Origin of the sequence: Cellulomonas sp. WB94, from assembly GCF_003115775.1 — a bacterium.
Taxonomy (GTDB): Bacteria; Actinomycetota; Actinomycetes; order Actinomycetales; family Cellulomonadaceae; genus Cellulomonas_A.
Genome location: NZ_QEES01000002.1, coordinates 90,331 through 116,453 on the forward strand (window position 1 = coordinate 90,331; position 26,123 = coordinate 116,453).

24 protein-coding genes are annotated in these 26,123 nt (G+C 70.6%); 12 read left to right on the plus strand and 12 right to left on the minus strand.

Going from position 1 to position 26,123, the window contains the following annotated elements:
• Positions 1-8: 8 nt before the first annotated feature.
• A complete protein-coding gene (locus DDP54_RS17915) occupies positions 9-1,316 on the minus strand; it encodes a hypothetical protein (protein ID WP_146192333.1) in 1,308 nt (435 codons plus the stop codon).
• A gap of 131 nt (positions 1,317-1,447) precedes the next feature.
• Here DDP54_RS17915 and DDP54_RS01520 point away from each other — a divergent pair, with 131 nt between their 5' ends.
• Entirely contained in the window at positions 1,448-2,215 is a 768-nt protein-coding gene (locus DDP54_RS01520) for a site-specific integrase (RefSeq protein ID WP_146192334.1), read from the plus strand.
• 324 nt (positions 2,216-2,539) lie between these two features.
• Here the strand turns inward: DDP54_RS01520 and DDP54_RS01525 are convergent, their stop codons facing one another.
• Entirely contained in the window at positions 2,540-3,673 is a 1,134-nt protein-coding gene (locus tag DDP54_RS01525) for a glycoside hydrolase family 15 (protein WP_146192335.1), read from the minus strand.
• 1,248 nt (positions 3,674-4,921) lie between these two features.
• Positions 4,922-8,344: a MobF family relaxase gene (gene mobF, locus DDP54_RS01530; protein WP_242448153.1), complete on the minus strand. Its 3,423-nt coding sequence runs from the start codon at positions 8,342-8,344 to the stop codon at positions 4,922-4,924.
• A 257-nt stretch (positions 8,345-8,601) separates the two neighbouring features.
• On the opposite strand from mobF, the gene DDP54_RS01535 reads away from it, so the two are divergent.
• The 3 genes from DDP54_RS01535 to DDP54_RS01545 all read left to right on the plus strand — a co-directional run bounded on the left by DDP54_RS01535 (position 8,602) and on the right by DDP54_RS01545 (position 10,823).
• Positions 8,602-8,835, plus strand: a complete 234-nt coding sequence (locus DDP54_RS01535) for a ribbon-helix-helix protein, CopG family (protein WP_109130267.1) — start codon at positions 8,602-8,604, stop codon at positions 8,833-8,835.
• Positions 8,832-9,074 carry a toxin gene (locus DDP54_RS01540; protein WP_109130268.1) on the plus strand — a complete coding sequence of 81 codons (243 nt, stop codon included), beginning with the start codon at positions 8,832-8,834 and terminating at the stop codon, positions 9,072-9,074. The genes DDP54_RS01535 and DDP54_RS01540 overlap by 4 nt, the downstream gene beginning before the upstream one ends.
• A 1,023-nt stretch (positions 9,075-10,097) precedes the next feature.
• Positions 10,098-10,823 carry a hypothetical protein gene (locus tag DDP54_RS01545; RefSeq protein ID WP_109130269.1) on the plus strand — a complete coding sequence of 242 codons (726 nt, stop codon included), beginning with the start codon at positions 10,098-10,100 and terminating at the stop codon, positions 10,821-10,823.
• 213 nt (positions 10,824-11,036) lie between these two features.
• Here DDP54_RS01545 and DDP54_RS01550 read toward each other — a convergent pair whose 3' ends face one another.
• Both DDP54_RS01550 and DDP54_RS01555 read right to left on the minus strand, forming a co-directional pair.
• Positions 11,037-11,396, minus strand: coding sequence for a type II toxin-antitoxin system PemK/MazF family toxin (locus tag DDP54_RS01550; RefSeq protein WP_277949574.1), 360 nt, complete (start codon positions 11,394-11,396; stop codon positions 11,037-11,039).
• Positions 11,371-11,601, minus strand: coding sequence for a ribbon-helix-helix domain-containing protein (locus DDP54_RS01555; RefSeq protein WP_109130270.1), 231 nt, complete (start codon positions 11,599-11,601; stop codon positions 11,371-11,373). The genes DDP54_RS01550 and DDP54_RS01555 overlap by 26 nt, the downstream gene beginning before the upstream one ends.
• A gap of 875 nt (positions 11,602-12,476) precedes the next feature.
• On the opposite strand from DDP54_RS01555, the gene DDP54_RS17925 reads away from it, so the two are divergent.
• Positions 12,477-12,884 carry a hypothetical protein gene (locus tag DDP54_RS17925; RefSeq protein WP_146192337.1) on the plus strand — a complete coding sequence of 136 codons (408 nt, stop codon included), beginning with the start codon at positions 12,477-12,479 and terminating at the stop codon, positions 12,882-12,884.
• Between the two features lie 178 nt (positions 12,885-13,062).
• Here the strand turns inward: DDP54_RS17925 and DDP54_RS01565 are convergent, their stop codons facing one another.
• Positions 13,063-13,773: a hypothetical protein gene (locus DDP54_RS01565; protein ID WP_109130272.1), complete on the minus strand. Its 711-nt coding sequence runs from the start codon at positions 13,771-13,773 to the stop codon at positions 13,063-13,065.
• A gap of 240 nt (positions 13,774-14,013) precedes the next feature.
• On the opposite strand from DDP54_RS01565, the gene DDP54_RS01570 reads away from it, so the two are divergent.
• Complete coding sequence (locus DDP54_RS01570) at positions 14,014-14,235, plus strand: helix-turn-helix domain-containing protein (protein WP_197711278.1); 222 nt, start codon at positions 14,014-14,016, stop codon at positions 14,233-14,235.
• Positions 14,236-14,762: 527 nt separating this feature from the next.
• On the opposite strand, the gene DDP54_RS01575 is transcribed toward DDP54_RS01570, so the two are convergent.
• The 3 genes from DDP54_RS01575 to DDP54_RS01585 are packed head-to-tail and all read right to left on the minus strand — an operon-like array spanning position 14,763 to position 16,991.
• Positions 14,763-15,665, minus strand: a complete 903-nt coding sequence (locus DDP54_RS01575) for an EamA family transporter (protein ID WP_242448154.1) — start codon at positions 15,663-15,665, stop codon at positions 14,763-14,765.
• The gene (locus DDP54_RS01580) at positions 15,662-16,393 is read right to left on the minus strand and encodes a phenylalanine--tRNA ligase beta subunit-related protein (protein ID WP_109130273.1); all 732 of its coding nucleotides are present in this window, start codon (positions 16,391-16,393) and stop codon (positions 15,662-15,664) included. The genes DDP54_RS01575 and DDP54_RS01580 overlap by 4 nt, the downstream gene beginning before the upstream one ends.
• Complete coding sequence (locus DDP54_RS01585; RefSeq protein ID WP_109130274.1) at positions 16,386-16,991, minus strand: XRE family transcriptional regulator; 606 nt, start codon at positions 16,989-16,991, stop codon at positions 16,386-16,388. Before DDP54_RS01585 ends, DDP54_RS01580 begins: the two co-directional genes overlap by 8 nt.
• Positions 16,992-17,092: 101 nt before the next feature.
• Here DDP54_RS01585 and DDP54_RS01590 point away from each other — a divergent pair, with 101 nt between their 5' ends.
• The 4 genes from DDP54_RS01590 to DDP54_RS01605 all read left to right on the plus strand — a co-directional run bounded on the left by DDP54_RS01590 (position 17,093) and on the right by DDP54_RS01605 (position 20,728).
• Positions 17,093-17,734, plus strand: coding sequence for an SGNH/GDSL hydrolase family protein (locus DDP54_RS01590; RefSeq protein WP_109130275.1), 642 nt, complete (start codon positions 17,093-17,095; stop codon positions 17,732-17,734).
• Between the two features lie 347 nt (positions 17,735-18,081).
• Complete coding sequence (gene cysK / locus DDP54_RS01595; RefSeq protein WP_109130276.1) at positions 18,082-19,017, plus strand: cysteine synthase A; 936 nt, start codon at positions 18,082-18,084, stop codon at positions 19,015-19,017.
• Between the two features lie 16 nt (positions 19,018-19,033).
• Positions 19,034-19,615 carry a serine O-acetyltransferase EpsC gene (gene epsC, locus DDP54_RS01600; RefSeq protein WP_109130277.1) on the plus strand — a complete coding sequence of 194 codons (582 nt, stop codon included), beginning with the start codon at positions 19,034-19,036 and terminating at the stop codon, positions 19,613-19,615.
• Positions 19,616-19,693: 78 nt separating this feature from the next.
• On the plus strand, positions 19,694-20,728 hold the full coding sequence (locus DDP54_RS01605; protein ID WP_109130278.1) for an LLM class F420-dependent oxidoreductase: 1,035 nt from the start codon (positions 19,694-19,696) through the stop codon (positions 20,726-20,728).
• A 27-nt stretch (positions 20,729-20,755) separates the two neighbouring features.
• Here DDP54_RS01605 and DDP54_RS01610 read toward each other — a convergent pair whose 3' ends face one another.
• Positions 20,756-21,115: an MGMT family protein gene (locus tag DDP54_RS01610; RefSeq protein ID WP_109130279.1), complete on the minus strand. Its 360-nt coding sequence runs from the start codon at positions 21,113-21,115 to the stop codon at positions 20,756-20,758.
• Positions 21,116-21,126: 11 nt separating this feature from the next.
• Entirely contained in the window at positions 21,127-22,221 is a 1,095-nt protein-coding gene (locus tag DDP54_RS01615) for a PP2C family protein-serine/threonine phosphatase (RefSeq protein ID WP_242448155.1), read from the minus strand.
• A gap of 103 nt (positions 22,222-22,324) precedes the next feature.
• Here DDP54_RS01615 and DDP54_RS01620 point away from each other — a divergent pair, with 103 nt between their 5' ends.
• Positions 22,325-23,599, plus strand: a complete 1,275-nt coding sequence (locus tag DDP54_RS01620; protein WP_109130280.1) for a GNAT family N-acetyltransferase — start codon at positions 22,325-22,327, stop codon at positions 23,597-23,599.
• Here the strand turns inward: DDP54_RS01620 and DDP54_RS01625 are convergent.
• Positions 23,596-24,048, minus strand: coding sequence for a ribose-5-phosphate isomerase (locus DDP54_RS01625; RefSeq protein ID WP_109130281.1), 453 nt, complete (start codon positions 24,046-24,048; stop codon positions 23,596-23,598). The two genes, DDP54_RS01620 and DDP54_RS01625, sit on opposite strands and share 4 nt — an antisense overlap.
• A gap of 52 nt (positions 24,049-24,100) precedes the next feature.
• Between DDP54_RS01625 and DDP54_RS01630 the strand changes: the two genes are divergently transcribed.
• Positions 24,101-26,101, plus strand: a complete 2,001-nt coding sequence (locus tag DDP54_RS01630; protein ID WP_109130282.1) for a M13 family metallopeptidase — start codon at positions 24,101-24,103, stop codon at positions 26,099-26,101.
• The last annotated feature ends 22 nt before the right edge of the window (positions 26,102-26,123 follow it).

The window sequence follows — 26,123 nt, forward strand, 5'->3', positions numbered from 1 at the left end:
ACTCGCCATCACAACACCAGCGAGGCGCCGAAGTTAGCCAAGCGGGCGATCGGCGTGTAGACCGACCAGATGCCAAGCCCCAGAGTCCCACCCATGTGGATTCCGTAGGCAGTTCCGCCGATGAACCACGGGCCTCCGCTGTCGCCATAGTTGTTGCTCAAGTTCACGCCCGAGACCTGCACGAACGTGGAAGCGCATGTCGTGTTATTGCACGCGCCGCTCCAGGTTGGTGCGAACGCGGTGCTCTGGACGTATCCGCATGAGTACCCGGTTGTGACGCCGCGGTGACACAGGTGCTGCCCTTGCCATGCCGTCCCAGTTCCCGTGGCAGTCGTGGCTGTCGTGGCCGAGGTACCGAAGAAGCTGTTGAGCGGCGTGTGGGATGCCAGGACGTCGATCTGCATGTCAGTGGTCTGGTTCCACAACTCGGACCAGGTTGACTTCGAATACGAAAGTGACCCGTTGGGCGTGACCGCGTATGCACCTCCGTTCGGGCAGTGCCCAGCTGTAAGCAGACCCCTCTGGCCGCTTCCCGTGTAGTAGACCGAGAAGCCGGCCGTACAACTCGAGATGTTCACGCCACCGCGGTTCTGGTTCCCCGCTGACGCGGACGCGGCGCGCACCTGCACGCGAATTCCGTCCCGTTGGACGGTCGCCACGGCTTCGTTCACGGCGGCGGGAAGCTCGGCGCTCCCTAACGCGGGCGCAACATCAAGCATCGCCGATGCTGTGTTCGAAGGAGAAGCCCAGACGACGACCTCACCGCTGGAGATGTCGACTCCGGTGCCGACGACGTTGTCGTGCTCAGTTGTCGTCTTAGCGATTGCGTCGGATGCATCGGCAAGTTCACGTGCGGTCGGTCCGTTGACGACTGCAAGGTCCTTCTTGACATGTGTGCTCTCTGCCAAGGCGCTTGAAGGCACGCTGTCGCCAGTGAATCGGGCATGAGCCACAACTCCTGACGCTGTTGTCTCCATCCAACCGCCGGCGAACCGTGCAGGTTCGGCCGCTTGCATCGCCGAAAGCGCCTGAGCCGCCTGCTGCTGTTCGTCGAGGGTCCGTCGCGCGTCGAGTACTGACATGCCCGTCGCTACAGCCAGCGCATCGGCGTCCAGGTGAAGGGCGCGTGCTCCGGACATGACTCCGGCGCCAGTTTCCTTGACAGGTGTCGCGTCTGCGGCTTGCGCTGCCGTCGACCCTAGCGCGATGAGCAAGGCTGCTGTGCAGATGAATGCGGAAGTTCGTGAGAATCGCCGAGTCATGAAGCCCCCTATGTCACGACCGTCGGCGTCACCGTTGGCGCCGACAAGAGTCATGACGAGCGTACTGACGCAACCGTCCGGATGGGCGAGAATGGGCGGCCAAAGCGGACCCAGTCCAAGGAGTGCGCCGCCAGGAAGTCCGTTGGGCGCGGGACGGGTGGGTCGCCGCGACCGGCGGTGCATCGGTGCCCGAGCGCCCGTTGCGACGCAACGCCGGTCAGACAGCCGCGACGCAGGCCTACCGGCTGCTGCACGCCGGGATGGCGCAGGCCGTCGCGGACGACGTCATCGCTGCGAACCCGTGCGCGATCAAGGGTGCCGGGCAGCGGGATGCCCATGACCGCGCAGACCGGCGCACCGTCAGCTTCGAGGAGATGTGGGCGCTGGCCGACGGTATGCCCGAGCGGTACCGGGCGTCCGTGATCCTCGCGGTCTGCAGCGGCTTGCGCGCGGGGGAACTGTTCGCCCTCCAGCGCAAGCACGTCGACCTCGCCGCCGGCGTGGTGCGGGTCGAGCAGTCCCTGGCGCTCGGACGAACCGGCCAGGACTGGTTCAGCGCGCCCAAGACCCGGGCCGGGAAGCGGACCGTGGTGCTACCCAAGGTCGCCGTGGCCGCGCTGCGTGAGCACATGTCGCGCTTCACTCCCCCGGGCCGCGATGCGTTGCTCTTCGGGACACAGAACGGGACGCCGTTGTCGAGCGGCCAGCGAACGACGATGTTCGCCAGGGCGCGCAGTGCGATCGGGCGCTACGACCTCACGTGGCACGACCAACGCCACTCGGCGCTCACTCTGGTGGCGTCCACGGGCGCGACCCTCCCCGAGTTGATGGAGCGCGCGGGCCACGCGAGCCCACGCGCCGCCATCCACTACCAGCACGCCGTCGACGACTCCCAGCGCAGGATCGCCGCGCGACTCGATGAGGTGCTCATCGAGCGACCGCGAACGGCGTGACGTGCGAGCCCCTCAAGTCGGAAGACGACGCGGCGCTGCACCACCACTGCAAATTCGACCCACAGATTGTCCGCGCCACCATCGGCGAGCCCCTCGACCGGCTGCGCACCGCCTGCGAGGCCGTTTTGGCTGCAGCTGCGGCGCCTGGAGAGCGGAGCCGATAGCCGCTCCGCAACGCAGCCTCTGCCGAGCGTCTGCCGCGTCCGATAGGACGGCTCGAGTCAGGCACCGAGTCGGAGCCCGAGGCGCCCGAGTGGCGCTTCTCGACGCGAATTGCAGGGCTAGGTGACGCGGTCAGCCGAATTGCCGGCCAGTTCACGGAGTTCAGCGTTGCGACGTCGTCGAGCCGGCGCGCGCGTCGAGTGCGGCGACGGCGAGGATGACGCTGGCGGCCGTCCAGGCCAGTGGTGCGGGGCCGCCGGGCGTGCCGTCGGAGTTGACCTTCTCCGGGAGGCTGCCCCAGGTGGTCCGGTGCGCGTTGAGCCAGTCGAGCCAGCGGGTTGCCGTCTGCGAGTCTCCGTCGGATGCCGCGGCGAGGGCGACAAGTGCCGTCTCCGGGGTCCAGGAGATGCCGTCCTGCTTCCAGCTCACGCCGGGCGCAAGTCCACCGGCCGGCCGCATCGCGTCGACCTGGTAGCGCCGCCACGCGTCAACCACGTCAGCCGTGGGTCGGTCGGTGAAGGGTGGCATGAGGAAGCAGATGGACGCGTCCGTCCCGCCGGACGTCTCATAGCGCTGGTACCCGTCGGGCCGGAAGCCCTGCGCGATGAGCTGCTCGACTCCATCGGCTGCGCGGCTGGACCGCATTGCGGCAACAGGGTCGTCTAGAACTGTGAAAAGGCGGGCGCTCGCCTGCAAACCTGCCAGCAGTGGCGCCGCGGTGCCAAGCGTCAACTTGGTCTCTCGCTGCTCCCAGTAGTCCGAGCTTGCCGGCGGCAGGCGGGATCCGTCGCTGACCTCGTCAAGCGCGAATCCAGTCGCAGACTCCAGGAGACCCTGGAACTGGGCGGCGGTCGCGCGAGGGTCGGCGCTCGACACGGCGACCTGATCGAGCGCCCACAGCGCCCAGCCCGCACCGTCGGACTGCGGGGAACGCCCATCGGGTGGGTCGTCACTACCCAGGAGATACCGGGCCTGGAACCCTCCGTCGTCGCCCTGCACGCTCGCGAGGAAGCCGAGGATCTGTTCCGCCTCGTGAGCATGTCCGGTCTTCGCGAGGGCGGCCGCCGCGAACGCGTTGTCGCGCGGCCACGAGAACCCCCAGTTCTCGCCCGCACCCGCGGCGAGCAAACCGACGGGTTCGCTCAGCTGGTGAAGGTCGAGGAGCGCGTAGCGCACCATGTCGGCCCACTGGGTGCCGACACCAGGGATGGTGCCGCTGTCCAGCCAGCGCTGGTCAGCGGTCGGCCCGACTGCGTCCGAAAAGTCAGTGGTGATACGCCATGCCGACGTCGTCACCAGTTCGACGTGATGCGACGCGCCGCTCGATGTCCCGTCGCGCCGGTCAATAGCTGACCAGCCGGCAGCGACGCAAGCGGTCACCGCGACGACTACGAGGCCGGGCATCCAACGCCGGCGACGTCCCACGACCGAACCCCCTAAGTCGATTCGGTCCCGGGGCTCCTGGGACTGCGAAATCGACACGACCGTACCAATCGATCACGCCGTCACGGGTCGGCACACACGCACGAGCTCCGCGCGAAGTCGCTCACATCATTGCTCGTAATCGACCCGCGGCGGCTTCTCGCGAGTGGCCCGTCTCCATCACGCGACCTCAGAGGGGCGCGTCGCGCCGTCCTACCGGGCTAGTGGCGGATCAGGTCTGGTGACTGCGGGGACGTCGTAGACCGCCACCGTGAGGTTGCAGCATGCAAGCGAGCCGCCGCGCCGCAAAGCGCATATGCCGCTGGGGCTGCGGATGGAGGTCATGCCTCACGTGCGCGCCGTCCGACAGCGGTTACTCTCCCGGGAGGCGGTCGGTCGGCACCGTCGACGGTGCAGCATCGCGCGCGAGGAACGTGGGAGTGACCAAGAATTCGGCGAGTGCTGGGAACCGAACGACGGCAGTTGGGCGTGATCTTGGGACGGTGCATCGGTCGGGAGCGGACCGTCTTGCTGAGCGTGATGATGTCGTGGACACGATGAACGGCGTTGGCGTGGGCTGGTGCAGAAGGAAATGACAACCGACAGCACGCCCGATTTTGCGCGCTCCGAGACTCACTTCCTGCGGGACGTGCCCGCGGCCATAGCGATTGCATCTATCCTCTCCTCTGCTGCCGGATTATTCTTAGCTGGCCCCCTTCGCTACTTAGGAATCACCGCAATTTGCCTGGTGATGTTGGCCTTCTGGTGGAAGATTCTCTCGCTCGAGATGGTCATCGAGATAATCGGCTCCAGATACATCCTCCATAATGGAGCCGGAGAAGTCACCGAAGTCGACTTGCGCCACGTAAGCAATATCCATTGGCAGTTCGTTCCGTTCCAAGGTCCTCGCGTGTCACTGCTGGAGGGCGACCGCGTTCTGCTCGACCTGCCATGTTCTAGGGAACGGCGAGCAGAGCTCCTCGCAGTCGGACGCGCCATCAGTGCGTCACACCCCGGACGCGCCTTTTCTGACGCAAGGGCGACTCGAGCGCTTGGCCTTGAGTAGGTTGCACGACCGCTCAACGCAGGACTCACAAGGAGCGGGCGCCAGGCGGTGGCCGTCTACCGGCTCGGCCCGAATTCGCGCTCGGCGCTGGACTGGTGTCCCGGGGACGCCAAGTGCCATGCGCTGGGCTCGGCCGCTCGCGCCCGGCTTGCGGCCTTGATGGTCCTTTCGGCCGCGGCTCGTGCGGTCCTGCCCCGAATGAGCTGCGCCGCCTCGGTTGCGGGCAGAGCCTCGATCTCGGCGAGCGCGCGACGCGCCTGAAGGGCGTGACCGCGCAGCGCGGCGGCGCGCGCCTGGAGGCTACTGGGCACGTGTCCGCCGCCGATGCCTTGACGTAGGGCGGACCGCGCGGCCGCGTGGTCAGCGGTGAGTTGCTGCTGCTCGAGGTGGGCGTGCTCGGCGTCCTGCTGGGCTGCGATCACGCGCGGGTCGGCGTCTGCCCGCTGCTCGGCAACGGCCTCGGCCCAGTGCGAGAGGTGCGTCGTCGTCATCGGGACGTCACCCCAGTCTCGGCGCACCGTCTCCTGCATCGTGCAAAGCGCCTGGGTGGCCTCGCGGGCGGTGCGGTCCGCCTTCCGTCTCCCGAACCGCCCCGTGGCGGGCAGGGCGCGGTTCGCGTGCCACATCCGCTCCTGCGCGGACAAGTAGACGGCGCCGTCGGCCGTGGCCTGCTCGATCAGCGGCGCGCCGACCTGGGCCCGCACGTCCACGAGGTGTATGTCTGCCGCGGCGACGACGTGGGCTTTCAGCGCCTTCTCGGCGTGCTGTTCGGCGCTCTGCCGGGCCAGGGCGTCCAGGGCCTGCTCCCACCGGGCCGCCTCGCGGTCGGCGACCTCGATCTGCTCGCGAAGTCGGGCTCGTTCGGTGTTGACGAAGGCGACCGGGCCGCCCGCGACCAGGCCGTTGACCGCGTCCCGCGCGGCGCGGGTCGCGTCGGTCAGGCCGCGGTCGGCTCGGTCGCGTTGGAGGGCGGCCGTGAACTGCTCGCGAGCCTCGTCCAGGTCCGCGGCCACGACGTGCAGGGTGTTGTGGTGGCGTCCGCGGGTCATGCCGACGTACAGCCCGGACCCCTCCAGCGCGTCGCTGAGGACCGTATGCGCCGCGGGCGTGGTCGCGCTCTGGACGCCGTAAGAGGTCGCGGCGTAGGCCAGGTGAGTGTGCTCGGCGACGTACCGGACCGGGAGCCTGACGGAGCGCCCGTTCCCGGCGATGGCCCCGGTGGCCCTGGCCCAGACCTCGCCGTCATCGGTGACGTGCTGGACGGTCCAGGTCTGCCGGTTCGCCACTCCGAGCTGGCTGTCGTTGTCGCGGGTCTGGACCACGTCGCCGGCACCGATCGGCAGCCCGTCGCTTCCATAGGTGACGCGGTCGTCGTCGACGTCGCCGCGTTGCACGCGGACCTGCCGGATGTGGGAGTTCAGGGCGCGGGCCTCGTCGTTGGTCGCGACGCTGACCGCGTCGCCGTCGAAAGCTGTGCGGGCGATGACGTCGTGCGCGTCCTCGATGCTCCGGTGAAGCACGACCAGGCCCAGGGCGAGCAGGCGGTCGAACAGCGGCGCCGGGTGCTCGCCCCGGCGCAGCTGCACGGTGAGATCGGCGTACTCGGGGTCGGTGAACCGGTGCACCGTCCCCATGTCGAACGTGCGCCCCGCGAGCTGGGCGGCGATGTCGAGCACCCCGCCGCGCCCGACCGCGGGCAGCTGCGCGCGGTCCCCGACGAGCGCAAGGCTCGCTCCGGCCTCGTCGGCGATCTGCAGCAGGGCCAGGGTGGTGTCCTGGTCGAGCATCCCCGCCTCGTCGACCACGACCCGCTCCCCGTGGTGCAGGCGAGCCGACGCGGGCGGGCCGGTGTAGGTGCGGTGGTTGTGCGGGTCGGCGTCCCCGATGGCCAGGCGCGTCCACACACCGTCGGAGTTCCATCGCCACCCGTGGTCGTGGACGAGCTTGGCGACGGAGTCGGTCGGCACACCCAGCTCGCGCGCGGCGACGTCGGCGGCCTTCTTCGTCGGCGTCACGATCCGGGTCGCGCGACCCTCGGCGGCCGCCGCGGCGATCGCCACACCGAGCATCGTGGTCTTGCCCGCGCCCGCAGCCCCCTCGACCACCACCAGCGCGGCGCCCGAGGCGACGGCCGCGGCCGCGCGTGCCTGTTCGTCGTCCAGGGCGCGCTCACGCGCCAGGTTGCTCACGTCCGGCACGGCCCCCGACGGCTGGGCGGCGCGCCTGGTCAGCAGGTCACGCAGCGCCGTGTCCGCCGCGACGACCCGAACGCTGGTCAGGTGCGCGACGTGCTCGGGGTGCGCGGCGCCGGGCGGGAGCACCGACAGGCAGTCCTCCGCAGCCAGCCTGGTCGTCATCGCGATGAGGTCGCGCAGCTCGCCGCGCTCGGCCCGCACGCCGGCCTCGGTGATGAGCAGCGTGACGTGCTCCTGGATGTCGTGCACCGTCCACGTCGAGGCACCCGCAGCGCACCGGTCCAGGGCGCGGTTCGCGACCTCCTGCACGCTCAGCTCCTCGAGCGCCACCGGGACGCGTCGAGGGGCCCGGGGCAGGTCCGGGGTGTAGCCGGCGTCGTCCAGCTCGCGCCGCCAGCCCGCTTCACTGCCGAGCCGTGACGGCTTCTTGTTCGGGCGCTCGTGGTCCCAGGCCTTGGCCTGCAACCGGGCGCTGACCACCGGCCCCGGCTCCTGGCCGGGGTGGGCTGCCTCCCACTGCGCTTCGAACACCGCCAGGTTGCGCACGACCTGGGCGGCGCGCTTGCTCATCACCGCGTTGAACGGCTGCAGCTCGGCTACCTCCCCGGTGACCGGATCGAGCGTCAGGGCGTGTGCGTCCAGCACCGCGGTCAGCTGGGGGTGCGCCGCGAGCACCGCGGTGCCCAGCGCGCGTATAGCGCCCTGCTGGCGGAACAGTGCCGCCGTGTCCAGGCCCCGCCACGCGCCGCCGGCCCACACCCGTGTGCCGATCTGCAGGTGGATGTGGCGGTGCGGATCACCAGCCCGGGAGGTCTTGTGCGAGATGGCGACCGTCTCCAGCCGCTCGACCGGCACGACCTCCTGCTTCCCGCGCGGGCCGATGCGGGTGACCGAGTGCCGCCCGAGCCAGGACCGGATCTCGGCCACGGCGTCGAGCTGTGCCGCGTCCAGCGCCGCGGACACTTCCGGGTGCAGGGCGGCCGCGATCGACAGGGACTTGGGGGTGTTCACGACCATCTCGGCGAACCGCGGCGAGCCGTGTCGCGCCTCGCCAGCCTGACGTGGCGTCCCCATCGACTCCCCCGTGACTGGGTCGACCCAGTCGACCCAACCCGCGTACTCGATCGGCGTCAGGGCTCGTACCCCAATTACCCGACCGGAGCCGTCGACGACCGACAGCTCTGCCCGCGCGACGCCGCCTTCCAGGTAGTACTCGTCAGCGCGGGAGCGATCCGCCTCCAGGTAGCGGCGCGCGGCCACACCCGCCCCCCGGAACAGGATCACGCCCCCTCTCACGCCGACCCCCATCGTCGCGTGTACTTGCAACTATCGAAGGTAGCATACGTCCATTCAGTTCAGGCAGGGGGTCGGCGACAGGTTCGCGACTCCGAGTCGCGAGACCCCGCTTGGGGGCAAGCTCATGCCAGTGAGCGAGCAACTTCGTCGCGGATGGGTGGTCGATCCCGGTGAGGGCGGTCCCACTCCTCGACCGGCGCGATCCACCACTGGAGCCGTCTCTTTTTTCGTTATACGATACGCGGGTGGTGAGCGAAGAACAGATCCAGGGGTGGGCCGATGAGGCCGAAGCGGGATACGACGTGGATGTGCTGAAGCGTCGCGGCCGTGGCCGTCCTGGTCGCGGGGCTCAACCGATGCAAGTCGTGGCGGTCCGACTGACCACCGAGGAGCTCGACGCTCTCGACGCGGCGGCAGCAAAGAACGACATGAGCAGGTCCGAGGCGATCCGGGCCGCGCTGGCCCATTTCGCTGCGTGAAGGTCCACCGCAGCGCGCTCAAGCACGGCATCTCGCCGGAGGACGCGATCAAGGCGGCAGAGTGGTCGCTGTGGATCGAACCCCTCGAAGAGGACGGCGCTCCCCACCGAGAGCTGCGCCTGGGCTTCGACACGGGAGCTCGCCTGCTCGAGACGGTGGTCCTCGTTCTCGAGGGCGGCGACGAGATGGTCATCCACGCGATGCCAGCTCGCAAGCAGTACCTCGACCTCCTGCCGTGAGGACCGAGATCGGCACCCGGGCCGCTCGTCGACGCTCCCGACCGCGACTTCCGCTTCTGCCGCCGTCCGCGCACTGGTGGCCGATGAGCGGACGTCCGCCCTGGGGGTTACCCGGATGATCTTCTCGGACATCCGGATCTGATTACGGCAGCGAGACGTGATGGCTGGGCGAAGGCCGTCTTCGTCACGGCCGACGCTCGGCTTGCAGGTGCCCGGGCCCCGGGGCCGGATGGCGTGGCTCGCGATCGCCGGCCCAGCCGCCTGCCTCTCCTGGACCGTCGTTCGCTCGACCGGCGCGTCGCCATGGTGATGCACGTTGCACCCTGACGCTTCGCCGCCGCAGCGAGCCACCGATGGACCCGCCTGCCAACTCGACGACGCGCGTCGTCACTGCTTGGCACGCCTCACCCGGTGAGCGTGCCGCCACGACAGCGCACACAACAAGTTCTCGCCGACCTCGCTGTGTCGGGCCGAGCACGCTGTACACGTGGCCGCGTCCCCAGCTCGGCCAAAGCGGATCAACCTCCACCGACTCCTTCGGACATTCGACCGGCCCTGAAGCCTCGAAGTCGATTTGGACCATGAACTTGCTCACGTCAACGAGTCTCCGCCCACGAGGCATTTGCCGTCGACTCCCATGACTACCAGAACGGAGTAGCCATCCGCTGTCGGGGCGGCCGCGCTCGCCCGGTCATGCCGCAGACCCCACCGCTTGGGTGGCGCGAGCGGGCGTTCAACTCGAACTCAACCAGGATGCGCTCGGCGGCGATGATGGGGCTGCCGTCTTCGACTGCCTGTTCGATAGTGCCGTCGCAGAACCGCTCGCCGCGGACGACCGCAGTTCACGAGCTCCCTGCCTCAGCCGCGACGCGGAACCGGTCGACGCGGGACTATGGCGTGAGCGATTCGACGATCCATCGCTGGGACGCGGGAGACAAGCAGACGGGTTGCCGTCTAGCGACTCGATCTGCCGCTCCGGGACGTCGGAACCCGCCTGTCGGCGTGGGCTGCCAGACTGGACGTATGCCGCTCGATGACGGCCTGACCCAGCAGCAGGGCATGCTGCTTATCCGCGAGTCGGACTCGGCCAAGCACCTGATCGCCTACGGGGTGCAGGCGATGCGCACGGCGGCGCTCCAAGAATCAACGCGCGACCCGGTCCTGACGATGCTGTCGATCGGTGTCGAGAAGGTACTCAAACTGAGCCTCGGTCTCGTGCACCTCGCCGACTCGCGCACTTGGCCGTCGAAGGCCGTCTTCATCGCGCACCGGCACAACATCGTTGACATGGATCGCACACTTCGCGAGCAGATCAGGGCACGCGCATCACTGGCGACGCACCGAGGCTGCGTCGACAACTTCCTCGATGCGGTCGACCACGACCCGATCTGGCCGGAGGCCGCGGCCGCCTTGAACGCCTATGGACAGCAGGGTCGCTTCTACTGGCTTGACGCGCTCTCCGGATCGCCCCAACCCGACGACACTCCGGTCGGCTACTGGGAGAACGTGTTCAACACCGCTCGCGACGCAAGCCCCGAGCTCACGGCCCTATTCCATGAGGCCTTCAAGAGCAATGAGGCTCACGTTGAGTACATGCTGCGGCTGAACCACGCCGCCGCGGACAGCATCGAGCAGTGGTGGGCGATGGTGGCAATGGCCGGCATGCAGGGGGTGTTTGGCGAACGCGGAAAGAGCTGGGGACTGGACCAGCACATCGTGCCGCGGCAGGTACGTGACACGCCAGACTGAGCGCTCGGGCAACGAAGGCTTCTTGTCCACGAAATGACCGGGAACTCGGTCCCGGGCGCGGGGCGTGTGGCCCCTGGTCGAGTTCGGCCGCGTCTACCCCCGGCGTTCTGGCCCCGGGGAGGAGGCGCCGCAGTGATCCATCGTGGACTGGGTATCTGGGTGACCACGGGCCGCCCTCTGACCCCCGATCACGGCCGCAAGCATGACGCGCAGCTACAGCTGGAGGTGGAGGCGTAGGGCGTCGTCGAGCCGAGTCATCAGGTGGGTGGGGACGCGGCCAATCACTGGGCCCAAGCGTTCGACGGAGACTGACCGGACTTGTTCGGCCTGCGCCTTGGAGTCCAGTCGAAGGTCGGTCTCGTCGGCTGGCAGGAGCACCTGGAAGGGGAACACCCGGGCGACAGTGGTGGTCAGCGGAACGATGGTGACCACGCCGCGGCCGAGGCGTGCGGCTGTGGCGTTGGCGCGGTCATTGCTGACGATGACGGCCGGGCGACGCTTGTTCGCCTCGCTGGGCTGGGCCGGGTCCAGGTCGGTCAGGCGGATTTCACCGCGCAGCATCAGCGAGCCCATCGGCTGCTGTCGACTCCCACGCCGCGGCATCACCCGATGCTTCCCACTCGTCCCACGCGGCGGCGTAGGAATCCTCCAGCTCCGGGTCGCCCAGAAGCCGGATCGCCTGCTGGATCGCTGCAGAACGCGACGACAACCCGGCTGCGTGCGCGTACTTGTCGAGCGCGGCCACCTCGTCCTCGGAGAGACTGACACTGAGCTTCATAACCCCATGCTACCCCAGTGGCACTCAAGTGGCTACTCTGGTCGCCTTTCGGCTATGCCGCCGACATGACATCGAGCGGGACCTCCCATTCATCAGCGGTGTCGGCGGCGCCCCCAGCGCCAACTGCCGGGTCCGTATGAAGACATGGGTTTCGGGATACTCGGGTCCCAAGCGGGGATGTAGCCCTCGCCATCGGCCTTACGGCGCTGGAGTGCACCAACGTCGTGCTTCACCCCAGCCCAGAAGGCGCTCCACTTCATACCACCGAGGGTCGCCGTCCACGCCGCGAACCGCAATGCAGGACACGTCTGATGCCTACCCGGACTTGGTGCCAGGCCGTCCTCTTGAACCCCCGCGAGCAGCACCCCCAGCGTTCGCTCATGCCGCTGAGCCGGATGGCGACCGCTGGTCGGCCCGTTCTGAAGGCGGTTCGGTGAGTGGTCGTGCTTGTCGCGTGCGCCATGCCGCTTGCATGACCTTCGGGGAGCTGGAGCTCAGCGATGACGTCGAGTTCGCGGATTGGATCCGACCTCGCCTGGTCCGAAGAACCGCCGCGCTCGGCGGACCTGGACCGGGTGGACGTAGAGCCGGTGCGCGTCGAGAGGGAGGGTGGATGGCTCGAGGTCGAGCTCGATGCCCTTCGGCAATGCGCGCATGGGCAAATCTTGTGGCAGCACGCCCGGTTCAGGCCGCGGTCGGGGCGGCTACGCTCGCCCCCGTGTGAGTCGCGGCCCCGGTAGAGGAGGCGGCGTCGGTTGACGGGACGGGGGGTGGGTGCGCTGAGGCAACACCCTGACGTGCTGGGCCCGGTGGCAGTGGTGCTAGGGATCGGCTTCCTGGCGGCCGGATGCAGCAGTCAAGCACCAGCGCCAGCGGTGGAGTATGCGCGCTACCAGTACTCCTGCTGCCAGTCCGGCCTGCCCACGGTGGCCTATCCCGGCGAGGTCATCGCCTTGGACTGGACCTCCACCGCGCAACCACCGACCGCCTCCACCGCTGCGACGGCTACGACTCTATCCGCGTCACTGACCGGCCCGTTCCCGGATGTGGCCGCGCTGAAGACCGCGATGAGCGCCACCAACCCGCCTGCCCCGACAGTGACCGCGACCGACGTACACACCACAGACCGCGTGGGTGGAACGCCAACCTCCTCCCTGCAACTGCCCGCCCAGGCACCGATCGGTTTCTACGACGTACGGACCACCGTCGCCTCGGGTGGTGCTGCGCTGTCCGGAGACCAGATCGTGCAGGTGACTGCCAGCCGACCCGCCGCGACCCCATAGGAAGTCGCGGCGCCCAAGGCCCGCTGCCCGCTCGCTGCTCCGCGGCACGCCTCTCGCTCGGCCGCGTTCAGCTGCTTTCTGGGCCGCCCGGGATATTCGGACATCGCGCCGCCCGCGCGTTCCCGGGGAGCGGCTTTGGGCGGCCGTTCCGTGGGCGGCAGCTGACCGCCCGCGGTCCTTATCCCGCCCGACCCCGGCGCCCGGGCGGGAGTAGTCCGCGGGCGCGGGCCTTCGCGACCCAGCCCTGGGCGGTGCTGAGCGCGACACCACTGAGCTCGGCCATGGTCGCCGACGGGTTCGAGTCGCCATTCACGGTGAGCTGGCCGTGCTGGAGGGCGACGAGCTCATAGAAGTCAGGCGTCTGCTTCGGGTCGCCGAGGGGTTTGAGCAGGTCGCGCTCGGCGACCTTGCGGCCGCTGGGGAGTTCGATCTTGCCGCCGGTGATGGTGCTTGTGCGGGTCATGGCGAACAGTCGCTTGTTGATCGCGGCTTCGATGCGAGCGGTCGGCAGCTCGCGCAGGAGCTGGCTGGTGATCGGGTCTCCGGGGCGCCAGGGCAGGTAGACGACCCCGGTGATGCGGATCTCCTCGGGGATCGCCAGGAGCTGGCGCTGGAGCCTGATGAACACGCGGGTCGCGGTGGCGGTGTGCTCGATGTAGCGCCAGCGGCCGTCGATCGTCTCGTTCTGCTCGGAGTCGAGCTGCGCCTGACGCTCCTCGCCCACGACGGTCTGATCGTCGTAGCCAAGCAGGGCGTCGATCGCGCCGCTGGCATCGTCGGGGCGTTCCCCGGGAAAGCGGTTCGGCAGGTGCCAGCCCGCAGGCAGGTCGCCCTGGACGAGCAGCCCGTCATAGGTCTGATCGCCGGGCAGGCGCGGGGCAGTCAACATGGGACCAGGCTACGCGAGTTTCGGCACCAACTCATGTACTTGCCGATACACCCGCCCGTGTGGTCTAATCGCATGTACCCGCGAGAACACGAGGTAAGCAATGGCCACGACGGCATCGAGCCTCAGCGCCGAACGCGAAACGTCCCGAGCAGAACCCTGCCGGTCGGCCCCTCGTGCGACCGGAGCCGGCACTCGGCGGGCGGCAGAGGGCAGCGCCAACCCACCCCGGAGGAGCACTCGATGACCCAGACGATTCCGACCGCGGACGCGCGGCGGGTGATGCTCACGGTTGCGGAGGCCGCTGACGAGCTTGCCGTCACCGAACGATTCATCCGCAAGCTCATCTCCAACGGCCAGCTCCGTGCTGTCAAGGTCGGGACGCGCGTCGTCCGCATCCGCCGCACCGACCTCGACGACCTCCTGCGGCCCGCCCGGGTAGTGCCGCAACTCGGTCGACGTTGAGTGATCGCCGCTGACCGAGTGCACGTCGCACCGTTCAGGTGCGGACCAGCGTCGACTGACGGCGTTGATCCGTCAGCCCATCCCGGCCGTTGACGGCGGTTCGCACAGGACCACGTCAATGGCGCCGTGACAAGGGTGCCGCCCGGCGGGTCCTCGTCGTTGTCGACGACGCCGCTGTCGACCGCGTCGTCCGCGGCGCCGGCCAGGCCGCGTCGCCCTGCCCGCGGATCGTGGCCGGCTTCGGCGTGGAGGGACGGGCGCCATGAAGCCGTGTCGACAAACAACGCACTTAGTCAGTCCCGAGTGGCATGCCATAACGTGCCATAAGGGGGTCCCTCAGGGTGCATCTCGGTTCCACTCGGTGTAACCTCGGAAGCGTCTGACCTGCAGAAACATGTTCTGAAGAGGGTCGTTACAACCCTTCGGCGTAACTTCCAAACTGGCTACGGGAGTTCGATTCTCCTCACCCGCTCCCCTCACGATTTCGCAGGCCAGCGGCTCTCGCAGGTCAGCAGTCTCAGCCCTGCTCAGCCGATGAGATCGAGCTCCGGGCGAGCTGCGTCAGCGTCCACGCCGCGGCGTCGTCGTCCCCCTCGTTGTGCAGCGGCGCCGGCGAGGACCACCAGCAGGATGCCGGCCAGCTGGGCGGGCGACGGCCGCTGGTGGAGCACGACCAGCCCGAGGAGGACGCCGACGGCCGGCTCGAGCGCCATCAAGGTCCCGAACGCACTCGCTGTCATGTGGCGCAGGGCGTGCATCTCCAGCGCGAACGGAAGGACCGGCAGGAGGATGGCGAGCCCGGCCGCGGCGCCGATCACGCCGAGGGTGAGGTGGCCGGCGGCCTGCGGGATGCCGACGACGGCCGCCGTCGCCGCGGCGATCGGGATGGTCATGGCCAGGCCGCCCATCCCCGTGAAGCGGTCGCCGATCCGCTGGGTGAGCTGGATGTAGGTGGCCCAACCCAGGGCCGCGAGCGCGGCGAAGCCGAGCCCTACCGGATCGACGTGCCCGTTCCAGGGCTGCGTGAGCAGCACGACCCCGACCAGCGCGAGGGCCGGCCAGGCCAGCACCTTCCGGCTGGGGCTGCGGACGGCGGCAAGGGTCAGCGGACCGAGGAACTCGACGGCGACGGCGGTGCCGAGCGGGATCCGTTCGATCGCGGCGAGGAAGGTGACCGTCACGAGGCCGGTCGCTGTGCCCAGTCCGAGCAGCACCGGCACGTCGCCACGGCTGACGGCTCGCAGGGGCGGCCGGACGAAGGCGAGGAAGACGACCGCCCCGAGGCTGAGTCGGAGCCATGCGGTACCGGCCGGACCGACGGAGTCGATCATGGGCACCGAGAGCGCCGAGCCGAGCTGCACCGACAGCATCGCCGCGAGCGCCGAGGCCCACGGCGGACGTCGCGGCGACGGCGGCAGCAGGGCGGTCATGAGCCGCCGCCGTCGTCTGCGAGGAGGCGGCGAGCGACCCTGACGTCGGGGCCGAGCCGGACCAGGTGAGCGACGAGGTCGTCCGCGGCGAGGTGGAGCGCCTCGTCCGTGACCGCTCCGAGAGCGTCGAGGATGAAGAAGGCGGCCGTGGTGTCGTCGCTCAGCTGGGTGCGACGAGCCTGGCGCCAGTTCCACCGTCGACAGGTCACCCCTGCCTCGTCGCACCACACGACCTCACCCGGCTCCGGGTGCTCGACCACGTCGGTACCTCCGCCGACCGTGTCGAAGGTTTCCCTGCCCGCGGCGCGGACCAGCCGCGGCGAGCCGCTGTACCGGTTCAGGTCCTCCCCGCCGATCGGGATCTGGTGCAGCACCGACACCGCGTTGTAGAGGTCCGTGAGCCGGTTGACACGCGGAAGTCCCTCCGCCGCGCGCCGCAGGAGCGCCTCCAGGCTGTTGCGGGTTCGTTGCGGCTTCGCTCCGAACGCCCGGTAGGCCTCCCGCCACTGCGCCACGTGCGGGACCTCCTCCACTGCGGTGCCCGCCAGCGCCTCACAGGCAGCGTCCTGCGCGGCCTGGATCAGCGCGTCGCCGGCCGCGTCGCCCGGTCCGGGGACGAGCCCGTCGACCGCCACGAGCATCGCCCGGTAGTCGGGCCGCAACCCGAGGACGTCCGCCGCGACGAGGCCGCCTGCGAGGAAGTCGTCGAGCCGCGTGGGCTCATCCATCGTGGACCTCCGACCGACGCCCTGAACCGACGCCCGGCTCGAAGACGGCCAACGAGAACCTCGCCTCCTGCGTGCCCGGGTTTCCATATGAGTGCGCCACGTCGCCGCCGAACGCGACCGCGTCCCCCGCCTCGAGCGAGACCGAATGGTCGCCGACGGTGATCGTGATGCTGCCCTGCTGGACCTGCACGAGCTCCTTGGTCCCCGCGGTGTGGGCCTCGCTCACATGGGTGTCCCCCGCGCCCAGCGTCCAGTCCCACAGCTCGACCACGTCGGGCTTCTCGGTGCCGGCCACCAGCACCCCGCGCCCGCCGGACTCGCTGCGCCACAGCACCGCGCCCTCACCCCGGCGTGTCACCGACAGCGGCCTGGGGCCGGACGGCTCGACCAACGACGGCAGCCCGACGCCGAGCGCGTCGCTGATCCTCAGCAGGGTCCCCACGCTCGGGTTGACCGCACCCTGCTCGACGTTGACCACCATCCGACGGCTGACCCCGGCAACGTCCGCCAGCTGGTCCAGCGTCCATCGCCGCGACTGCCGCGCCTGTCGCACGCGCGCACCGATCGTCACAGCCAGACCCGCGGTCCCGTCTTCCATGAGTGCACCATAGTGCACTCCGCGTGCACTTTGGCGACGTCCTGCTGCCCGGGTCGCGACCCTCGTGCCGCTCCGCCCGATCGGCCGGCCGTCGTGATGGGATGTCCGTCGTGACGACGCTCCTCGAACTCCACGACCGTGTCCTGCTGACCGGCGACTCCGTCACCGAGTGGGGCCGCGACTTCTCCGACCCGACCAGCCTCGGGCACGGCTACGCCTTCGTCGTCGCGGCGCTCGCGGGCGCCCGGCGGCCCGACCTCGACCTGACGTTCCTCAACCGCGGGGTCGGAGGCGACACGGCCGCCCTGCTGCGCGCGCGGTGGGCGGACGACGGTCTCGCGCTGGCCCCGACCGTCGTCTCGGTCATGATCGGCATCAACGACACGTGGCGCCGCTTCGACGCGGGCCGGGCGACGTCGACCGAGTCCTACGAGTCAGACCTGCGCGCCGTCCTCGACTCGGCCCGGGACGAGCTCGGCGCGCGGCTCGTGCTGATCGAGCCGTTCCTCGTCCCCGTGAGCGACGACCAGCACGGCTGGCGCACCGACCTCGATCCCCGGATCGGCGTCGTGCGTCGCCTCGCGGCCGAGTACCGCGCGGTGCTCGTCCCCGCCGACGGCCTCTTCGCCGCAGCCGCCGTGCGCACGTCGCCCGAGGTGTGGACTGCCGACGGCGTGCACCCCACGCCGGCCGGGCACGGGCTGCTCGCTCAGGCGTGGCTCGACGCCGTCGGGCTGGGCTGACGACCGACTGCTTTGCACGCGCCCCGCGGGGCGGCTACCGTCGTAGCGTCTGCGGTCCGTCACGAGGAGGAAGGTCGGAACCATGCACCGCTGCATGTCCGCCACTCCTGTCGCAGCGTCGACCCGCCGGACCGCCGCCAGCTGTCGCTGTCTCTAGAGCGCTGGCTGCCGCACGGCGGCGCGCCCCGTGAGGGCCGCCCCCCTGCCAGCGCTCGCCCCGGCCGGCACCTCCCCGGCATACCGGCGCCAGATCCCGCGTTACAGCCCCTGCGCCACGCCCCAGGCACCCCGACACACCCTTCGCCCGCGCGTCCACCCCGACCCGCGACACCAGACAAGAGGACGACATGGCACGCATCTATGACGACGCGACCCAGCTGGTCGGCAACACGCCGCTGGTCCGCATCAACAAGCTGACCGAGGGCGTGGGCGCCACGATCGTCGGCAAGCTCGAGTTCTACAACCCGGCCAGCTCGGTCAAGGACCGCATCGGCGTCGCGATCGTCGACGCGGCCGAGGCGTCGGGCGAGCTCAAGCCCGGCGGGACGATCGTCGAGGCCACGAGCGGCAACACCGGCATCGCACTGGCGTTCGTCGGTGCGGCGCGCGGCTACGACGTGGTCCTGACGATGCCCGACTCGATGTCCAAGGAGCGCCGCGCACTGCTGCGTGCCTACGGCGCCGAGCTCATCCTCACGCCGGGTGCCGCGGGCATGAAGGGCGCCGTCGACAAGGCCAACGAGATCGCCGCCGAGCGTCCGGGTGCGATCCTCGCGCGCCAGTTCGCGAACGCCGCGAACCCTGAGATCCACCGCCGCACGACGGCCGAGGAGATCTGGGCCGACACCGACGGCAAGGTCGACATCCTCGTCGCGGGCATCGGCACCGGCGGGACGATCACCGGCGTCGGGCAGGTGCTCAAGGCGCGCAAGCCCGGCGTGCAGATCATCGCCGTCGAGCCCGCCGAGTCGCCGATCCTCAACGGCGGCGCTCCGGGCCCCCACAAGATCCAGGGCCTGGGCGCGAACTTCATCCCGGAGATCCTCGACACCACGGTCTACGACGAGGTCTTCGACGTCGACACCGACACGGCCGTCGCCGTCGCGCGGCGCGCCGCCAAGGAGGAGGGCCTGCTCGTCGGGATCTCCTCGGGTGCCGCGCTGCACGCCGCGATCGAGGTCGGCAAGCGCCCGGAGAACGCGGGCAAGCTCATCGTCGTCATCATCCCGTCGTTCGGCGAGCGGTACCTCTCGACGATCCTCTACGCCGACCTGCTCGACTGACCGGGGCGCCCACACCGTGTCCCTTCGCACGTTCTGGTCCGTCCTGCGGGACGACCTCGAGGTCGCGCTCCGTGAAGACCCCGCAGCGCGCACGCGCTTCGAGGTCGCCGTCGCGTACCCGGGTGTGCACGCGGTGTGGGCCTACCGGCTCGCGCACAGGATGTGGCACCAGCCCGGCCTGCAGCTGCCCGCTCGCCTGCTCTCGCAGGCGACGCGGGCCGCCACGGGCATCGAGATCCACCCGGCCGCCAAGCTCGGCCACCGCCTGTTCATCGACCACGGCATGGGTGTCGTCATCGGCGAGACCGCCGAGGTCGGGGACGACGTCGTGCTCTTCCACGGCGCGACCCTCGGCGGGCGCTCGATGCGGCATGGCAAGCGGCACCCGACTCTCGGCGACCGCGTGGTGGTCGGAGCGGGCGCGAAGATCCTCGGTCCCGTCCGCATCGGTGACGGCGCGCAGATCGGCGCGAACGCGGTCGTCGTCAAGGACGTCCCCGCCGGCGCGGTGGCGGTCGGCGTCCCGGCCGCGGTGCGCCCGCGCCCCGCGGCGTGGTCGATCGACGCCGACTTCCTCGACCCGGCGATCTACATCTGACCGGATCGCCCGTCGCCACCTGCGACACTCTCCCCCGGGCGCGACGAGGCGTCCGGTCGATCAGAGACGAGGCGCGCGATGCGGCTGGGTTATCACACGGGCTACTGGTCAGCGGGTCCCCCGGTCGGCGCGCAGGAGGCGGTCATCGCCGCCGAACAGCTCGGCTACGACTCGGTCTGGACCGCCGAGGCGTACGGCTCGGACGCTCTGACCCCGCTCGCGTGGTGGGGATCGCGGACCTCGCGCATCCGCCTCGGCACCGCGATCGCCCAGATCTCCGCGCGGACCCCCACGGCGACGGCCATGGCCGCGCTCACCCTCGACCACCTCTCGGGGGGCCGCTTCACGCTCGGGCTCGGGGTGTCGGGGCCGCAGGTCGTCGAGGGCTGGTACGGCCAGCCGTACCCGCGTCCGCTCGCCCGGACGCGCGAGTACGTCGCGATCGTGCGCGACGTCCTGCGGCGCGAGAACCCCGTGACCTACGACGGCGCGTTCTACCGCCTGCCCCTGCCCGCGGCCGAGAGCTCGGGGCTGGGCAAGGCGCTGCGCTCGACGGTGCACCCGCTGCGCGCCGACCTGCCGATCCATCTCGCCGCGGAGGGCCCCAAGAACGTCGCGCTCGCGGCGGAGATCTCCGACGGCTGGCTGCCGATGTTCTACTCGCCGCGGATGGACGCCAGCTACCGCGAGATGCTCGCCGACGGCTTCGCGCAGCGCGGTGCCGGCGGGCGACCGATCGAGGAGTTCGAGGTCACCGCGACCGTGCCCGTCGTGATCGACGACGACATCGAGCGCGCGGCCGACGCCGTGCGCCCGTTCATCGCGCTGTACGCCGGGGGCATGGGCGCCAAGGGCGCGAACTTCCACCGCAACGTGCTCGACCGGCTGGGCTACTCCGACGCGTGCGACGAGATCCAGGCGCACTACCTCGCGGGCGACCGCGCCCGGGCGACCGCTGCCGTACCGCTCGAGCTCGTCCAGGACGTCGCCCTCGTCGGGCCGCCCGACGAGATCCGGTCGCGGCTGCCCGCCTGGGAGGCCACCGCGATCACGACGATGCTCGTGCAGGCGGACCCGCGCACGCTCCCGGTGCTCCGCGAGCTGCTCGGCTGACGGCGGGCCACGACGCGCAGGCCGCCGTCAGGGCGCGTCGGGCAGGTCGCCCGTGCGGTCCTGCGGCGGGAACCAGATGGCCCGACGCAGCGCGACCCGCTCGCCGTCGGCCGTGCGCGGCGTCCCCTCCGCGACCCAGTGGGCGAGCGCGCTCGCGCTCAGGTGAGCGGGTGCCCTGCCGGTCGCGTTGGCGACCCGCCACCACGGGACCCCGCCGCCGGCGCGCGCCATGATGTGGCCCACCTGGCGGGGTCCGCCCCGCGCGGCACCTCCCGCGGCGAGGAGCTCCTCGCTGACGACCTCGGCCACGAGGCCGTACGTCATCGCCCGTCCGGACGGGATGCGGTCGACCAGGTCCAGCACGGCCTCGAGGTAGTCGTCGTCCACCGGTGCCCGCGTCAGTCCCGGTGCACCAGGACCAGGCCGCGGTCGTCGCTGTCACCGGCGCGCACCGCGTCCAGCACCGCCTCGGCGCCGCCGCGCCGGGTCGCCACGACCCGCTCAGCCGCGCCCATGAGGCGGTCGATCCCGAGATCGAGGTCGTAGCCCGGCACCTCGACCACACCGTCCGTGTAGATCATCAGGGCGTCGCCGTGGTCGAGGCGCCCGGTCCGCTCGACGTGCGGGAGGTCGCGCACGATCCCCAGCGCCGGCGCACCGATCGTGTCGACGATCTCGACGAGCCCCGAGCCGGCGTGCAGGTGGAGCGCGGGCGGGTGGCCGGCCGAGTCCACCCAGTACCGGCCGGTCGTGAGGTCGACGGCCACGTGGATCGCCGTCGCGAAGCCCTCCTCCCACGACCGCTCGAGCAGGTAGGTGTTCGCTGCGGCGAGGAAGTCCTCGCGGGGCATGAGCCCGAGCAGCCCGCCGAAGGCTCCGGACAGCTGCAGCGAGCGGACGCCGGCACCCTGACCCTTCCCGGAGACGTCCACGAGGACGACCTCGAGGAGGTCCCGGCTCCCGGCGCGCGCTGCGACGAGGAAGTCGCCGGAGAACGCCTCGGCGTGGGCCGACCGCATCGCCGTGTCGACACGCCAGCCCGACGGGAGGCGCGGGATCCGACCGTGAGCCGCGAGCCGGTCACGCAGGTCGACGATCATGAGGTCGCTCGGCGCGCCCTGCAGACCGAGCCGGTCGCGATGCGCCGTGAACGCGACAAGGGCGACGATCGAGATGGCGATGACGAGCTGTTGCCCCGGCGTGATGGCCGCGATGCCCGTCCAGACCATGACGACGACCTGGACGACGATGGCCACGCACAGCACGGCCATCCCGCGCAGCCGCAGCAGGAACGCTCCGAGGATCTCGACGAGCAGGAGCACCGACGGGGGTACCCAGGCCGGCGCGCTGATGATCCCCACCGAGGCGATCACCGTCAGGAGCACCAGCACCGCCGTGGCGGTGACTTGCAGACCCATCCCGCGCCGGCGCAGCCGGGAGCGAGCATGCGACAGCGGGGTCTCGTGTCGAGCGACGCGCGCCGTGGTGTGCACGCCCGAGGGTATCGAGGTCCACGGCGCGCATGCACGCTGCCGCCCCGCGGCACCTCCTGCGGGTCACGGTATTCGCGTGACCGTCACCTGCACGAAGGCCAGAATGGCTCAGGTGACCACTGCACCCGCCGGCTACCGCATCATCGAGGTCCCCGAGTCCCGCAAGGACGAGTTCCAGCAGGTCGACCAGCTCGCGTTCGCGTTCGAGCCCGACGCCGAGACGTCCGCCCAGGTCCCCCTCACGCTGGACTGGTCGCGGACGATGGCCGTCGAGACGGAGGCTGGGACGCTCGCCGCGGTGCACGCGTCGTTCCCGTTCACGCTGCCGGTGCCTGGCGCCGAGGTCCCGTGCGCGGGCCTCACGTGGGTCGGGGCGCGGCCCGACCACCGGCGCCGGGGGCTGCTCTCCGCGATGATCGACACGCACTTCGAACGGGCCATGGGCCGTGGCGAGCCCGTGTCGGCGCTGTTCGCCGCCGAGCCCGCCATCTACGGGCGGTTCGGGTACGGCTCCGCAGCCGACGACGTGCGTCTCGTGATCCCTCGCGGGGCCGCGCTGCGGGACGTCGCAGGGTCCGACGAGCTCACGGTGAGGTTCGAGCCGCTCGACCGGGCGGTCCACGTCCCCCTCGTCCAGGCGGTGCACGCGGCCACGGGGAACGGTCGGCCCGGCTGGATCACACGCGACACGGGGCTGCTCCAGGAACGCCAGCTCGCCGACCCGCCCGCGTGGCGTGAGGGCGGCGAGCCGTTGCGGGTCGTCACGGTGCTCGCCGGAGACACGCCCCGCGCCTACGCGCTGCTGCGCCGCAAGGAGGTCTGGGGTGAGGGCGGCGCACGGAGCAAGGTCCTCGTGCGCGAGGTCGCGGCCCTCGACGCGGCCGCCGCACACCGGCTGTGGTCGGTGCTGCTGGACCTCGACCTGACGGCGACCGTCGAGACCGGGATGCTCGCGGTCGACGACGAGCTGCTGCACCTTCTGGTCGACGCCCGCGCGACCGTCCCCAAGGTCACGGACAACCTCTGGGTGCGGCTCCTCGACGTGCCGGCGGCGCTTGCGGCGCGCCGCTACTGCGCCCCCGTCGACGTCGTGCTCGACGTCGTCGACGCGTGCCTGCCCGCCAACGCCGGGCGGTGGCGCCTCGTGACGGGCGCGCAGGGACCGGACGGCGCGTGGGACGCCCAGGTCACCTCGACGGACGAGCCGGCCGACCTGACCGCGGACGTGCGCGAGCTCGCTGCGACCTACCTGGGCGGGCGGTCGTTGGCTGCCCTGGCTCGAGCCGGCCTCGTGACCGAGCACCGCGCGGGGGCCGTGCAGGCGGCCTCCGGGGCGTTCGGGTGGCCCGTCGCGCCGATGTGCAGCTGGATCTTCTAGCGGGACGCCTCGTACGCCGTCAGCAGGTCGATGCGGCGCTGGTGCCGCGCATCGCCGCTGAACGGCTCGGCGAGGAACGCCTCGACGAGCTCGATCGCCTCATCGACGGAGTGCTGCCGCGCCCCGATCGCGACGACGTTCGCGTCGTTGTGGGCACGGCCGAGCTGCGCGGTGTCGTGGTTCCAGGCGAGTGCTGCGCGGACGCCGACCACCTTGTTGGCGGCGATGGCCTCGCCGTTGCCCGAGCCGCCGATGACGACACCGAGGCTCCCCGGGTCGGCGACGACCGCCTCGCCCGCCGCGAGGCAGAACGGGGGGTAGTCGTCGTCGGCGTCGTAGGCGAAGGCCCCGTGGTCGACGACCTCGAACCGGTCACCGGCACTGAGGTGCTCGATGAGCGCGACCTTGAGCTCGTACCCGGCATGATCAGCAGCAACGTGGATGCGCATGCGCCGATTGTGCCGCATCCGGAGGCCCCACCGGGTGTCATAGCCTGAGCCCATGACTCACAGCGGCATCGACCTCACCGCCCTCGACCCCGCGGTCCGCCCGCAGGACGACCTGTACTCGCATGTGAACGGCCGCTGGATCGCGACCCACGAGATCCCCGCCGACCGCGCCGTCGACGGGGCGTTCCGTGCGCTGCACGACCAGGCGGAGGAGCAGGTCCGGGACATCATCACCGACGCCGCGTCGTCCGCGTCGGGCTCCGGCGCCGAGCAGGGCTCAGGTGGCGGCGTCGAGGCGCAGATCGGTGCGCTCTACGCGAGCTTCATGGACGAGCCCGCCGTCGAGGCGGCCGGGATCGCCCCGTTGCGCGCCGACCTCGCCCTCATCGACGACGCGACGACGAAGGCCGAGCTGACCGGTGCGCTGGGAGCGCTGCAGCGCACGGGGGCCGCCGGGGCGACCGGGTTCTGGGTCGACAACGACGCCAAGGACCCGACGCGCTACGTCGTCTACCTCGCCCAGTCGGGGCTCGGGCTGCCCGACGAGTCGTACTACCGCGAGGACCAGTACGCCCAGGTGCGCGACGCGTACCGCCCCCACGTCGCCCGCATGCTGACGCTCGGTGGGGTCGCCGCCGACGAGGCGCAGGCCGCGGAGCTCGCAGGCCGCGTCGTCGCGCTCGAGACGAAGCTCGCGGCCGGGCACTGGGACGTCGTCAAGGACCGCGACGCGGACCTCACGTACAACCCGACGACCCTCGCCGACCTCGCCGCGTCAGCTCCCGGATTCGACTGGCTCGCCTGGGCGCACGCGCTCGGGGCACCGCAGCACGCCCTCGAGCAGCTGGTCGTCCGGGAGCCGTCGTTCGCCGAGTCGTTCGCGCGGCTGTGGGCCGACGAGCCGCTCGAGGACTGGAAGGCGTGGCTCGGGTTCCATGCGGTGTCGGCTCGCGCGCCGTACCTGTCGAGCGCGCTCGTCGAGGCCAACTTCGACTTCTACGCGCGCACGCTGACGGGCGCGCAGGAGCTGCGCGACCGGTGGAAGCGCGGCGTGGGGCTCGTGCAGGGCGTCCTCGGCGAGGCGGTGGGCAAGGTGTACGTCGAGCGACACTTCCCGCCGACCCACAAGGACAAGATGACCGTCCTCGTCGACAACCTCGTCGCCGCCTACCGGGAGTCGATCTCCGCACTCGAGTGGATGGGCGAGGACACGCGCGCGAAGGCGCTCGCGAAGCTCGACGCGTTCACCCCGAAGATCGGCTACCCGGTCAAGTGGCGCGACTACTCGGCCCTGACGGTCAGCCCCGACGACCTCGTGGGCAACGTCCGCCGCGCGTCGGCGTTCGAGCAGGACTGGGAGCTCGCGAAGATCGGCAAGCCGATCGACCGTGACGAGTGGTTCATGACGCCGCAGACCGTCAACGCGTACTACAACCCCGGCATGAACGAGATCGTCTTCCCGGCGGCGATCCTGCAGCCCCCGTTCTTCGACGCCGACGCCGACGACGCGGTCAACTACGGCGGCATCGGCGCGGTCATCGGTCACGAGATCGGCCACGGGTTCGACGACCAGGGCTCGAAGTACGACGGCCAGGGCAGGCTCGAGGACTGGTGGACGGCCGAGGACAGGGCGGAGTTCGAGAAGCGCACGAGCGCGCTCATCGCGCAGTACTCCGCGTTCTCCCCCGCTCAGCTCGGCGGCTCGCACCACGTGAACGGCGCGCTGACGATCGGCGAGAACATCGGCGACCTCGGCGGGCTGTCGATCGCGCTGACGGCCTACCGGATCGCGCTCGGGCGGCCGCTCGCCGAGGCCCCCGTGATCGACGGCCTCACCGGCGTGCAGCGGGTGCTGATCGGCTGGGCCCAGGCGTGGCAGTCCAAGGCCCGCGACGAGGAGGCCATCCGGCGCCTCGCGACCGACCCGCACGCGCCCAACGAGTTCCGCTGCAACGGTGTGCTGCGCAACCTCGACGAGTTCTACGCCGCGTACGGCGTGGCGCCCGGCGACGCGCTGTACCTGCCGCCGGAGGAGCGCGTGCAGATCTGGTGAGGGGTCCGGCTCGGGGCTGCCG